Below are 13,357 nucleotides of genomic sequence, written 5' to 3'. Positions count from 1 at the left end.
GTCAGCCCTCCCAACGTTCCTGACGAAGCATTTTTTTCGCGGTAAACAAAAGTTGGATTTTCCGTTGTTTCGGTACCGCTGTTTTTTCAGCAAATACTTGATAGTTGTTTTTGCGGATCACAGTCAAGATTTCCCGATAGATCAAAGCAGCTGCTAATAGAGCTTCACGGCAATCTTCATCGATTTGCGGCATCATTACAAAAGATTCCTGATAAAGCGTCTCAGCAAGTTGCGCTTCGTGTTCCCACATCTCGATAAACTGCTGGTTTTGATTGCCAGCTGCTAATGCCTCTCGCGAAAGGTTGAATTGCGCCAAGACCGTTTGTGGCAAATAGATGCGGCCCATTCGCAGATCCTCGCCAATATCACGTAAAATATTGGTGCGTTGCATCGCTTCACCCAATTTTATGGCGGGCTCTTGAATCGCAGCGGCTGTTTGTGAGAGAATCGGCAAGAGCATCAGACCCACACTGCCGGCTACGTAGTAACTATAGTCGGAAAGCTCTTTTTCAGAGGTGGGCTGCTGGAAGTCAAGGTCTTGTTTTTGTCCCACCAATAGATCGAAAAAGGGCTGAAACTGTAGGTCAAACTGTTGGAAAGAAAGGGTCAATGCCCGCCAAATGGCTTCATCAGGATCTTCTTCCTTGATGGCTTGCGGCAAGTCGATCGCATCGCCGGTTAATAGTTCTTGTATTTTTTCCAAGCGTTTTTTCATGGCTTCGATCAACAATGGGTCTTGCTTTTCATCGACGGCATCATCGGCACGTCGACAAAAGGCGTAGACGGCATAGACGGCGCGTGCTTTGTCTTTTGGCAATTGAGAAAAGGCGGTATGAAAGTTTTTCGAATGCTTTTTTATGATGGCCTCACAGTATAAAAAATCGTTGTCGTATTCATCAAAGACGCTTAATGATTTAACGGTCATCTTTTAACAACTCCTCCACAGCTAACTTGGCACTTTGCATCACGATTGGCACACCCGCTCCCGGATGCGTACTGCTGCCGCAGAAGTATAGGCCTTCTGCATAATCAAATTTATTATGGGGACGATAGTAATTGCTTTGCGCCAAGGTTGGTTTCAAGCCAAATGTCGCACCGTTGTAAGCATTGAACCGATCATTGAACGTATCTGGCGTATACATTTTTTCATACACGATGTGTTCATCGATATCCGTAAAGATCGTTTTTTCTTTTAATAATCCAATGATCTGCTGGCGGTAGCTTTGGATCGTTTCATCCGTCCATTGATCAAATTTAGATAATTCAGGTACTGGGACTAAAACATAAAGACCTTCTTGACCATCAGGTGCTAAGGAAGCATCTTTCAGGGTTGGACGATACAAGTAGAAGGATGGATCTTCTGGCAGCTTGCCAGCCTCGAAAAGATCGTCTACATTGCGTTTGAAATCATTGGCAAAATAAATGCTATGGAGTGCGCTATCTTCATATTTTTTGTCCAGTCCTAAATAAAGCAAGAAACAAGAACAAGAGTAATCCATCGAAGCGATTTTTTGATTGGTGTATTTGCCGCGTTTTGATTCATCAGGAATCAAGCTTTCCATAGCATAAGGAAAATCAGCCGCACAAATCACGGCATCTGCGGTGATCGTTTCTCCATTGACACGAACGCCTTTGGTTTGCTTGTTTTCGATCAATAATTCATCGATTGGGGTATTGTAATGGATCGTTCCGCCTAATTCTTGGAACAAACGTGCCATACCAGTGGCTAATGTATACATGCCGCCTTTGATGAAATAGACCCCATACATCAACTCGATCATAGGGATGATGGTATAAAGGGACGGCCCTTGGTAAGGGGAGACACCGATATACAAGGTTTGAAACGCCAATGATTTTCGCAGGCGATCATCTTTGACAAATTTAGAAATGGAAGAGTAGGCGTCACTAAACGTTCGCAGCTTTAACCCTGCCCATAATGATTTGGGATTGTAAAAGTCTCGCCATGTCCGAAACGACTTGGTGATGAAGGACTCTTTGGCGATCACATAGCGTTTGTAAATATCTGCTAAAAAGGCAAAATAGCCTTGAGCATCTTCTTCCGAGATCGCTTCTAGCGTTTTGGTCAATTCTACTAAGTCGTTTGAGAAGGTCAGCGGTTCGTCTTGAGCAAAATACAGCTGCAGCATCGGATCGACTTTCTCCATAGGAATATAGTCATTCGGATCAACGCCAGCAAATTCAAACACTTCACGATAAATTTCAGGCATCATCACGATGGTGGGTCCCACATCAAAGGTAAAGCCGTTTTCCTTGATCTGATTCATTTTGCCCCCAGGTTGACCTTCTTTTTCGTAGAGGGTGACGTCATAGCCAAGTTTTTGCAAACGGACAGCAGCAGCTAATCCTGACACGCCCGCACCGACAACAATAATTTTTTTCATGCTTGCTCCTTCTGCGAATCACTTGATTCGGCTTCTTTTTTCGTGTGTTCTTTTTCTTCTAAAACGCCATCCTTCATGACGAGGACCCGATCACAATAATCTGTCAAACGGGTATCATGGGTCACCATAATGGTGGCTTTTTGTTTTTCTTTGGTTTCTTTTGCTAAGATTTTGACGACTTCGACGGCTTTTTTTGAATCAAGACTCGCCGTTGGTTCATCTGCCAAAATGATGGTGGGATCATGATAGAGCGCTCGGGCAATAGCCACACGCTGCCTTTCACCACCAGATAGTTCATCGGGGTATTTGTTCTGCAGCTTTTCAATCCCTAGTTGTTCAAACAATTCAGTAGCTGATTGCTCTTGGGGTTCTTTGCTGACCTTATCCACCAATTGAAGTTGCTTTTTGACCGTCAAAAAAGGGACAAGGTTGGAAGCTTGTAAAATAAAGCCGATCTTTTTGAAACGAGTTTTTGCCCTTTGCTTTTCTTTTTGTTTACTAAAGGGTTCGTCATTGATAAATACTTCGCCTTCAGAGGGAGCTTGTAGACCACCGGCAATCGTCAGAAAGGTACTTTTCCCAGAGCCGGAAGGACCGATGATGGCGACAAATTCGCCTTTTTCTACCGAAAAGTTGGTTTCTTTCAAGGCTTCAATCGTCGCGTCCCCATCTTTAAATGATTTTTTGACTTGTTTGAATTCAATGGCACTCATGTTTTTTCCTCCTATCCGATTGCTTTCAATGGGTCGATTTTTACAATCGTTCGCACCGAGAAGAAAGCACCTAGCATCGCGATCAGAATCATCATTACACTGATACTAGCAAAGAATAATAGATTGATTTGGAATGGGACTGCCGCAGGTAACACGAGGGCGGTACCGATCGTTGCCAACCCACCGATCAAAACACCCGAGGTTGCCAATAAGAACGTTTGGGCAATCACCGAAAAAGCAATGTAGCGGCTAGAGATCCCTTGGGCTTTCATGACACCGAAAATTTCTGATTTTTGCATCGTTAGCACATAGATAAAAATACCGATAACGATGGCAGCGATCACGATCAAGAACCCGATCATAAATCCAAAGGTCAGCACTTGTGCGTTGTAACCAGGCAATTCATTAATAAATTTGCTGATATCCGTAGCGACTAGATCATCTGGCACTTCTTTGATTTTGCCACGAGTTACGATCGCGTTGATACGGGCATTTTCTGAATCATCTTCTTTTTCAAAACGAATTTCTTGATAGGCACCGATCGAGGTGTAGAGGACCGGAGCAACACTGAAGCGGGCGTTATCTGTAAAACCGACGATTTTCAATTTTTTGTCACTGCCGGCTAATTTGATGGTGTCACCAATGGAAATCCCGTATTCTTCCTCAATGCTGCTGTCTGCGACCGCTTCATCATCTGACGCAAACATCTCGCCATCGATAATATTTGGTGCTAGAAATTGATCTGGATCAATGCCGAAAAAGGTGACATCGACTTTTTCACCGTTGTCTTCTTTGGTCACTACCCCAGCGGTTTGCGCCAAAACAGCTTTTTCTGGTGCATCGACTTCGTCATAAAGACTGCGAGGAAGCATCGACATGTTTAAATTATCATTTGCTTCTTCAGTCAACAAAATTTGATCTGCCTCCCATTTGTCGACCGCCATCCGATTATCTTGAGCCAACCCATACGCTAAGCCAGTTAAAAAAAAGACCAGATAGGCGATTAAAAACATGACTCCTGTTACTAGGGCGTAACGCAATTTGGAATGGCGTATTTCATTGATTGCCAAAAACATAACGATTCCTCCTATTATTTTATCACTTGATAAAATAAAAATACCATTTTTTTTATTTTCAGCAAACTATCTTGCTTACAAAGAGTAAATTCGGTGAAAAAAGCAAGGTTATTTAGAAGGGCGTCTGTCGATTGAAGAAAACCAATTACTGCTCTTTTATTTTGATAGAATCGTTTGAGCAATGAAGGAGAGGGGCGACTTCCGTGAAAAAAGAACTAGGATAACAGTAAAAGCCCTCTGATTCAGCGCACGCAAACACTTGGCGTATTTTGAAATCAGAGGGTTTCTATTTAAAGTCTGGTGTTGGATCAAAGTGTCAATCGTCAATTTCTTTGCTTGTAGGGATAACTAATGGCACGATTTTTTCAAAGGAGTGGCGGAAGCTTTCAGGTTGTGCTAATTTTTGATAGATGATCGCCAAACCGTCTTGGTTTTTGCGATAATCCAACCAAACCTTCAGCTCACTTTGAGGACCATATTTCTTTGAAATGTACTGATACGCTTCTTTGTGCAATTGTTCTAGATCTGTGAGCTGCTTTTTCTCATAAGCAAAAAGCAAGGTTCGCTTGAGGATTCGCTCAAAGTCTAAGTCGCGATCGGCTTCGGAAATAATTTTGCCATAAAGCGAGCGAGGCTCATAGGGCAGCGAGGCGCGATGGTCTTCTACTGCTTCGCCGATCATTGAAATGACTGGAGGAGAGAAAAAGCGTGGCAACACAGCATCTTGTTCAACGATCTTGCGGGAATTGCTTTCGTGGTTTTTGCGGCCATAGAGCAAGCCGATATCATGGTAGCCAGCTACCGTATAGACGATATTCAGGTCAACAGGCAATGTTTCAGCAATCTCAAAACTATTTTGGATCACTTGGTGGACGTGCGCTGGGGAGTGACTGCTATCCAATTGGTTGTATTGCGGGATGATGGAGCTTTCAATATAGTGCTTTAGTTGTGGATCAATCTTCATTTGTCTGGTTCTCCTGCCTTTCTTATGCTAGATGAGGGGGAATTGAGCCAGTGTTAAACCGATCACTCGTTTCTAGACCTAGCGGCTGACGACAAAAGCCAAAGGGCTGTCCATCAATGGTGATTTGCTGCTTGAGCCACGGAAGGTAACTGATGGTATCTGTTGGATCGCCGGCAGCTGCTTGTTCCATTTTCTGCCATTCATTCGACGTAGAAATCGTTGCAACACCTTTGAGTAACCCTTGCCAAATCACCTGGATCTCCTCGGGACAAAGGTTGCCTGCCATTGATGACAGACCATTAAATCCTAGTGCGACCTTTTCCGACAAGTCCGCTTCACCACCAGCATAAAAGCGAAAATCGACAGCCGCCTTTGTTTTTAGTTGAGGCACTCGCTCCTTACTGCCAGCTTCTTTTAAGCCGATCACCCGAGGGTCAGCGATCAAGGTCAAGAGACTTTCTGCAGATAAATCAAAGCCCGTGCGGCGGGGATTGTTGTATAAAATAACTGGTTTTTCGCAAGTATGGATCAATCCCTGAGCATAGAGTACGGCTTCCTTTTGGGTCAGGCAAAGATAAGGGGGAAAGCCTAAAACCACACCATCGATTCGGGGATTTTTGCTGATTGTTTCTGCCAACGCGAGCGTTTCATGAAATACAATGCCAGCTAAACCGAAGAGAACTTCGAAATCGGCTGCCCAGCTGGTTTCTTGCGCTAAGGCATGTAGAAGCTGTTTTTTTTCTGTTAAAGTCAATGAATGCTGTTCACCGGTGGAGCCACACACCAAAACCGATTTGATCCCTTGCTTTTGCAGTTGCAAGATATGAGCGATCGTCCTTTTCGTGTCAAGTCTTTCTGCATGGACAAATGCTGTTGGGACGGCAACATGCAGTGAGTGATTCAATGAAGTCATCCGATTCATCCTTTCTTGTGATACGTTTACTCAGCGATGTTCTTCTTGCTTCTGGTGCAAGCCAAGGAAGACGAAATAACTGATTATCCACTAAGTGTAGCAAACTTCTCGTTTCAGCAAAAGGCTTAGCAAAATATTTTTAAAACGGTGGTTGCGTTTTCAAATGAAGCATGGTATTATGCAAGTAATAAAACAGGCATGTGACTGGTAATGCAGGCAGGACCTATAAAAAACATGGAAGGGATCGTTGGATTCCGTTCAATGTTTTTGTAGGTGTTGCCTGCTTTTTTCTTTGTTTGGCCAACAAAGGAAAACTAATTAAAGGAGAAGAAAATTATGAATCTAAAAGAAACGGCAACTACCATCGTTGAGTTGATTGGCGGAAAAGAAAATATCGCACATTTGGAACATTGCTCCACACGCTTGCGCTTTACCTTAAAAGACAATGGCCTCGTACAAAAAGATGCCTTGGAAAAAGTCGATGGCGTGATTGGTGTGCGACAAAATGTCCAATGCCAAGTCATCATCGGCAATGATGTCGTCGAAGTGTATGATGAGGTTATGAACGTGTTAGGTCATGAGCTAACAGCGGATGGAGGAAGTGAAGCGAAACAAAAACAATCGTGGGGTGCTGTCCTGCTTGATTTTATTATCTCGATTTTTCAACCGTTGATTCCAGCAGTCGCTGGTGGGGGCGTCTTGAAATCCTTACTGTTACTTGCTTCTGTCACTGGATTGATGGACAATACGAGCCAAACGTATCAAATTTTGAATCTGATCGGTGGCGCACCATTGTATTTCTTACCGATTTTAGTGGCGATCACCACGGCAAATAAATTAAAGGTCAACCAATTGGTGGCGGTTTCCGCTGTCGGTGCCTTGATTTTGCCTGAACTAACGACACTATTGACAGATGGCGCAGCTTTCATGAGCTTCGGTTTACAAAATATCGCTTATGCGTCACAAGTATTTCCAGCAATTTTAACGGTTTTATTTTACGCTCAAATTGAAAAACTGTTTACCCGAATCTCACCAAAACCGATCCGTATCTTCTTTGTTCCAATGATGAGCTTAGTTATTACGGTTCCAGTTGCTTTATTGATTTTAGGCCCATTAGGCTTTGAAGTCGGAACGATTTTTTCAGCAGCGATCATTTGGCTGTATGCCCATTTAGGTTGGGTGGCAACAGGGATCTTAGCCGCTGTTTTACCATTGATGGTGGTTACCGGTATGCACAAAGCTATGATTCCTTATGCTGTTTCGTCTATGAGTGAGATGGGGGCAGAGCTGTTATACTTACCTGCCTCATTGGCACATAACATCGCAGAAGCCGGTGCTTGTTTTGCGGTGAGTGTTCGGACCAAAGACCAAAAACTTCGTTCAACCGCTGTTTCTGCAGGCATCTCCGCCCTTTTTGGCATAACCGAGCCTGCTTTGTATGGGGTGACGATCCTGCACAAACGAGTGCTTTACGGCGTGATGGCTTCCAGCCTAGTTGGTGGTGCAGTGGCTGGGTTATTTGCCATCAAGGCCTTCGCATTAGTTGGTCCCGGTCTAGCAAGTATCACTATGTTCGTCGATGAAGCCAACCCGATGAATCTTGTGTGGGCATTAGTCACGTTAGGGGTATCCTTTACTGTTTCCTTCGTCCTTGTCCTTTTCTTATTCAAAGACAAAACAGTGGAAAATAAGACGACAGTTGCCGATCCGAAAGCCGAAGTATTGAGTAAACCAGTAGAAGGCCAAGTGGTAGCCCTATCTGAAGTCAACGATGAAGTCTTTTCAAGCGGTATGATCGGAGAAGGTTTCGGGATCATCCCGACGTCTGGCGAATTGATCGCACCAGAAGATGGCGAAATCACGATGTTGTTTGAAACCAACCATGCGATCGGGTTAAAAACTCGTAATGGCGCAGAATTGCTCTTTCATATCGGCTTGGATACCGTTCAATTAGAAGGCAAACACTTTACCCCTTACGTGAAAGCGGGGGATCAAGTGAAACAAGGGCAACCCCTGATTCAATTTGATCTAGATGCCATCAAAGCAGCTGGGTTTGATCCAATCGTGATCTGTGTGGTCACCAATCAAGAAAACTTTACGGTCAAACCGATCGAATCAACCGATGAGCACAACGAACAAGGTGTTTTATCGATTGCACCGATCGTCTAAACCAATGAGCAATGCAACAAAAACAATGTAAAAGGGGATTGAAAAAATGACTGAAACAACTTTTCCAAAGGACTTCTTATGGGGTGGCGCTATCGCCGCAAATCAAGTAGAAGGGGGATGGAATCTTGGCGGCAAAGGCTTGTCGGTAGCGGATGTGGCTACTTACAAACCTCATGTCGACGTGAAAAACTTTGCAGCACATATGAGCGTGACTGTTGAAGCCGTCAAAGAAGCAATGGCGGATTCAACGGATACCATCTATCCAAAACGCCGAGGGATCGACTTCTATCATCGCTATCCAGAAGATTTGGCTTTATTTGCGGAGATAGGTTTTAAAGTATTGCGTTTATCGATTGCATGGACCCGCTTGTTCCCAACTGGGGAAGAAACGACACCCAATCCAGAAGGGATCGCTTTTTACCGCAATGTCTTCCAAGAAATGCAGCGTTTGGGAATCAAACCGATCGTAACGTTGTCTCACTATGAGATGCCGTTAGCGCTTAGCTTGAAGTACAATGGCTGGGTGGAACGTAAAGTGATCGATGACTTTGTCCGTTTTGCGACCGTTTGCTTTGAAGAATTTGGGGAGTATGTGGAGTATTGGCTGACCTTTAACGAAATCGACAGTATCCATCGTCATCCCTTTACAACAGCAGGTCTCATTCCTGAGCAATCAGAAGCTGGTAAGGAAGAGCAAGACGTGTATCAAGCCCTCCATCACCAATTTGTGGCCAGCTCATTAGTGACAAAAATCGCCCATGAAATAAATCCCGACAACAAAGTCGGCTGTATGATCACGAAGTTGATGACGTATCCATTGACTTGTGACCCATTGGATGTTGAATTAACTTTAAAGAAAAACTTGGAAAATGATTTTTATGCGGACGTTCAAGTCAAAGGTGCTTATCCGCGAATGATTGAAAAAGATCTGGAAAAACGGGGCATCAAGATTGAAATGGCACCAGAAGACCGCCAAATCTTAAAAGATCACACCGTTGATTTTCTTTCTTTCAGTTATTATATGTCTATGGCTGAATCAGGCGACCCACATGCGGAACGGACACCGGGCAATACGGTTTTAGGGGTAAAAAATCCCAAGCTGCCGTCAACTGAATGGGGCTGGCAGATCGATCCTAAAGGCTTGAAAATCTCCTTGCTTTCATTGTATGATCGGTATCAAGTGCCATTGATGATCGTTGAAAATGGTATGGGTGCCGTGGATGTCCTTGAAGACGGTCAAGTGCATGATCCGTATCGGGTCGATTATTTCAAGGCACACTTCAAACAAATGAAGGAAGCCATCGATGAAGGAGTCGATTTGATTGGTTATACTTCATGGGCACCGATCGATCTGGTCAGTGCTGGGACGTCACAAGTGACGAAACGCTACGGCTTCATTTATGTGGATGCCGATGATGAAGGAAACGGCAGTTATGACCGTTTGAAAAAAGATTCCTTCGATTGGTACAAAGAAGTGATCGCTACCAATGGCGCAAGTTTGGCAGAATAAACAGTGAGGAGCGAGAGTGCATGATTTACATCAAGAAAGTCTTAAATTCAAGTGTCGTACTTGTTGATAAGGAAGGCCAGGAAATGATTGCACTTGGGAAGGGGATCGGCTATGGAAAGAAAGTCGGCGACAGCATAGCCGATACCCAGATCGATCAAGTTTTTCTGCCAATCGATGAAAAAAAATCGGGTCAGTTTGCCGATTTGGTGGATGAGATTCCGTTGTACTATTTTGAAATGACCAAAGAAATCGTTCAGCTGGCGCAAAAAATGCTGCCCTATCCGCTAAATTCAACGATTTACCTTACCTTATCGGATCACTTGCACTTTGCTGTGGAACGTCAGCAAAAAGGCTTGAGTGTGACGAATCGACTCTATTGGGAAATCAAGAATTACTATACGGAGGAATTTCGAGCCGCCGAACAGGCACTACGCTTGTTGAAAGAGAAGTATCAAATTGATCTGCCGGAAGAAGAAGCCTCCAATATCGCGTTTCATTTGATCAATGCCCAGTCGAACACCGAGGAAAATCAAGATGGGTTGAAAAAAGCCAAATTGATCGGGTTGATCGTCAATATGGTACGCTACTCGATCCAGCAAGACGTCAACACCAATTCGATCCATTATAATCGCTTTATCACCCACGTGCGTTTCTTCGTTGACCGGTTCTTTTTGGATGGTCTGCTGCAAGAAGAAGACGAAGGACTATACCGTCAAATGTGGGCTCTTTATCCAAATGCTATGGAGATCGCGACAAAAGTCAAAGCCTATATCGATAAAGAATATCAAACGAAGATCCCTGTCAATGAAATCGTCTATCTAGGCGTTCATATCAATCGGTTGATGAACCATTCAGCGATCAATTCCTAAGCGTCCTCATTTTTAACAAACACAAACAAGCCGTTTCCCTTTGCTGGAAGAAACGGCTTGTTTGTATTTAGTAGGCTTGCTTGTCAGGAATCACGCCTCGAACGCCGCCTTTTGGTTCCTCCACGTCGCCTTGGTAGCGTGGGATCAAATGACAATGGCAATGAAAGACCGTCTGTCCGGCAGCCTCCCCGCAATTGAAGCCGATGTTGAAGCCGTCTGGTCGATAGGTTTCCAACAAATAGGCTTTGCCTTCCTGCAACAAAGCCTGCAAGTCTTGTAATTCCTCTTGGGTGAGGGCAAAATAATCCCTTCGATGTTCTTTGGGGATCAATAGCAGGTGTCCAGGGGTGACGGGAAACTTATCAAAGATCGCATAAAAGCGTTCGTTTTCAATGATCGCATGTTTTGAGGCAGTCCAAAAAATACAAGTCAAAATCTTCCGCTCCTTTTTCTCAGCTAGATAGCGTATCGATACTTATCTTTAGTGTACCAAAAGCTGATTCGAAATGAAACGCACGACAAAAAGCATGTCATTATGAGTCATTTGCGAGTAAAATGAAAAAAAGTTTGCTGATTCGCTTGACTTAGAGTGCACTTCAACCTGTATGCTTAGTGTAACTTAAAAAACAGGAGGACGAGCAAATGAACTATGTAAAATTTGGCAATACGGGACTTGATGTGTCACCATTATGTTTAGGGACAATGGGATTTGGCGATCCCAATAGTGGCTTTCATGAGTGGGTGTTAGAAGAAGCAGATAGTCGCGAAGTCATCAAAAAAGCCTTGGATCTAGGCATTAACTTTTTTGATACGGCAAATGTCTATTCTTATGGAGCGAGCGAAGAAATCGTCGGTCGAGCATTGAATGATTTTGCTCCGCGGGATGAGATCGTGGTTGCCACAAAACTGTATTCAAAAATGAAGCAACGGCCAAACAGTGGAGGGCTGTCTCGAAAAGCGATCTTTTATCAAGTCGAACAAAGCTTAAAACGCCTACAAATGGACTACATTGATTTGTATATCATCCATCGTTGGGATTACCACACGCCAATTGAAGAAACCATGAAGGCCTTACATGATTTGGTGGTTTCTGGAAAAGTGCGCTATATTGGTGCATCCGCGATGTACGCTTGGCAATTTGCCAAAGCACAAGCAGTTGCAGAGAAAAATGGCTGGACCAAATTTGTTTCGATGCAAAATCACTTAAACTTGCTTTATCGAGAAGAAGAGCGAGAAATGATGCCCTTGTGTGCCGATCAAAAAATTGCCGTGACGCCATATAGTCCTTTGGCTGCTGGACGTTTAACAAGAGATTGGGGTGCAGAGACCAAACGGTACTTAACGGATAAAACCGCCAATCAAAAGTACGACAAAACGATGGAACAAGACCGGGAGATCGTGGCACGAGTCGCAAAGATCGCTGACCATCACCAAAGCAAACGGTCGCAAATCGCCTTGGCTTGGTTATTGCAAAAAGAACAAGTGGTCGCACCAATTATTGGCGCAACAAAAGAAAGCCACTTATTGGATGCTTTACCTGCCCTTGATCTAAAGCTGACTGCCGAAGAGATTGCTTATTTGGAAGAGCCTTACTTGCCTCATGCAGTGGTAGGAGCGGAATAACGAGTAACAAAAGGGCTTCTGGCTCGTAGCATACAAAACGATCTAGGAAAAAATGCAAAACAAGGAAGTGAAGCCATGAATATCAAAAAAGTCAGTGAACTGAGCGGTGTCTCAGCTGATACCATCCGTTACTATGAAAAAATTGGGCTGATTCCGCCGGTCAAACGCAATAAAAACGGTGTTCGTGAATTTGATGATGACGACTTAAAATGGATCACCTTTACTAGGCAAATGCGTAATGCTGGACTATCGATTGATGGGTTGAGTCATTACCTGGCTTTATTTGAAGAAGGGCGAGGGACGGTTCCTGAGCGCAAGCAGCTCTTAGCAGAACAAATTGCGGTACTCAGGGAGAAAATCTCAGATATGACGGAAGCTGTTGAACGTTTAGAATACAAACTAGAACATTACGACGAGCATGTTCTGCCGACAGAAGAACGATTGCGTCAACGAAAAGCCAATTTGGTCACTAAGTCTTAATGACTGAATTCGCTACTATGGAAATTGAAACGTTCTGCTCAATGGAATCCAATAGAAAGGAAGCTTATGAAACGACTTGCGATTTTAGGTGCTGCTGGAACGATTGGGCAGCTGACACGCCAAACACTTTTAGAAAGAACCAATTTCTCCCTAGTACTCTATGCCCGCCAGGCAACGGAGCGTTTGCAACAGATTGATGCTGCGCGTGAGACGATCATTGATGGTGACTTTCTCGATTTAGGGCGACTCGTTCGGGCATTGCAAGGTTGCCAGTCGGTTTTTTTGACGGATATCCATGATCCGCGGGCAACGCTGCGGGTGATCGAGGCGATGAAATTAGCAGAGGTCAGCCAATTGATCAGTGTCGCACCAGAAAGAAACCTTTGTCATTCAGAGGCATTAAAGCAATTGGTGTCCGCAACTGATCTTTCCCTTTCCCCGAAAAAGCATCAGCTGCTTTTGCAGCAAAAAAATCGCTTGATGTCCTATCAATTGATTAAAGGATCAGAATTGTCGGTTTACTTTGTTCATTTGCCGTCAGAGAAGAAACGTATGGCGAATAGAAGAGCATGGCGGGAATCTGTTGTAGAAGAAATCCTTTCCGCTTGTGATTGCTGTGCAGCTTAACAGCAATCTTA

13 protein-coding genes are annotated in these 13,357 nt (G+C 44.0%); 6 read left to right on the top strand and 7 right to left on the bottom strand.

Features of this window, described 5'->3' with window-relative positions; all coding sequences use genetic code 11:
• Position 1 precedes the first annotated feature (1 nt).
• The 6 genes from IGJ42_RS10070 to IGJ42_RS10045 form a co-directional block, all read right to left on the bottom strand.
• Entirely contained in the window at positions 2-925 is a 924-nt protein-coding gene (locus IGJ42_RS10070; RefSeq protein ID WP_016620479.1) for a phytoene/squalene synthase family protein, read from the bottom strand.
• Entirely contained in the window at positions 915-2,402 is a 1,488-nt protein-coding gene (locus IGJ42_RS10065) for a phytoene desaturase family protein (protein ID WP_005235239.1), read from the bottom strand. Before IGJ42_RS10065 ends, IGJ42_RS10070 begins: the two co-directional genes overlap by 11 nt.
• Entirely contained in the window at positions 2,399-3,115 is a 717-nt protein-coding gene (locus IGJ42_RS10060; RefSeq protein ID WP_005235241.1) for an ABC transporter ATP-binding protein, read from the bottom strand. The genes IGJ42_RS10065 and IGJ42_RS10060 overlap by 4 nt, the downstream gene beginning before the upstream one ends.
• An 11-nt stretch (positions 3,116-3,126) precedes the next feature.
• The gene (locus IGJ42_RS10055; protein ID WP_016613416.1) at positions 3,127-4,191 is read right to left on the bottom strand and encodes an ABC transporter permease; all 1,065 of its coding nucleotides are present in this window, start codon (positions 4,189-4,191) and stop codon (positions 3,127-3,129) included.
• A gap of 316 nt (positions 4,192-4,507) precedes the next feature.
• Positions 4,508-5,155, bottom strand: a complete 648-nt coding sequence (locus IGJ42_RS10050) for an HD domain-containing protein (RefSeq protein WP_430615308.1) — start codon at positions 5,153-5,155, stop codon at positions 4,508-4,510.
• Positions 5,156-5,177: 22 nt separating this feature from the next.
• Positions 5,178-6,068 (bottom strand): dihydrodipicolinate synthase family protein, encoded by an 891-nt coding sequence (locus IGJ42_RS10045; protein WP_430615306.1) that lies wholly within the window; start codon positions 6,066-6,068, stop codon positions 5,178-5,180.
• Between the two features lie 336 nt (positions 6,069-6,404).
• Here IGJ42_RS10045 and IGJ42_RS10040 point away from each other — a divergent pair, with 336 nt between their 5' ends.
• The 3 genes from IGJ42_RS10040 to IGJ42_RS10030 are packed head-to-tail and all read left to right on the top strand — an operon-like array spanning position 6,405 to position 10,616.
• Positions 6,405-8,237, top strand: coding sequence for a beta-glucoside-specific PTS transporter subunit IIABC (locus IGJ42_RS10040; RefSeq protein ID WP_430615304.1), 1,833 nt, complete (start codon positions 6,405-6,407; stop codon positions 8,235-8,237).
• Positions 8,238-8,283: 46 nt separating this feature from the next.
• Positions 8,284-9,747 (top strand): glycoside hydrolase family 1 protein, encoded by a 1,464-nt coding sequence (locus IGJ42_RS10035; RefSeq protein WP_005235257.1) that lies wholly within the window; start codon positions 8,284-8,286, stop codon positions 9,745-9,747.
• Positions 9,748-9,767: 20 nt separating this feature from the next.
• Positions 9,768-10,616 carry a PRD domain-containing protein gene (locus IGJ42_RS10030; protein WP_005235258.1) on the top strand — a complete coding sequence of 283 codons (849 nt, stop codon included), beginning with the start codon at positions 9,768-9,770 and terminating at the stop codon, positions 10,614-10,616.
• A gap of 67 nt (positions 10,617-10,683) precedes the next feature.
• Here the strand turns inward: IGJ42_RS10030 and IGJ42_RS10025 are convergent, their stop codons facing one another.
• Complete coding sequence (locus IGJ42_RS10025) at positions 10,684-11,049, bottom strand: HIT family protein (protein WP_430615302.1); 366 nt, start codon at positions 11,047-11,049, stop codon at positions 10,684-10,686.
• A gap of 209 nt (positions 11,050-11,258) precedes the next feature.
• Here IGJ42_RS10025 and IGJ42_RS10020 point away from each other — a divergent pair, with 209 nt between their 5' ends.
• From IGJ42_RS10020 to IGJ42_RS10010, 3 genes are all read left to right on the top strand, one after another.
• A complete protein-coding gene (locus tag IGJ42_RS10020) occupies positions 11,259-12,239 on the top strand; it encodes an aldo/keto reductase (protein WP_430615300.1) in 981 nt (326 codons plus the stop codon).
• A gap of 75 nt (positions 12,240-12,314) precedes the next feature.
• Entirely contained in the window at positions 12,315-12,719 is a 405-nt protein-coding gene (locus tag IGJ42_RS10015) for a MerR family transcriptional regulator (RefSeq protein WP_005235261.1), read from the top strand.
• 66 nt (positions 12,720-12,785) lie between these two features.
• Positions 12,786-13,346 (top strand): NAD(P)H-binding protein, encoded by a 561-nt coding sequence (locus tag IGJ42_RS10010; RefSeq protein WP_086332477.1) that lies wholly within the window; start codon positions 12,786-12,788, stop codon positions 13,344-13,346.
• The last annotated feature ends 11 nt before the right edge of the window (positions 13,347-13,357 follow it).

The organism is Enterococcus sp. DIV1067f (assembly GCF_050543505.1).
GTDB lineage: Bacteria > Bacillota > Bacilli > Lactobacillales > Enterococcaceae > Enterococcus_D > Enterococcus_D entomosocium.
Note: the sequence above shows the minus strand (reverse complement) of the source record. Positions and strands in the feature narration are given on the sequence as shown.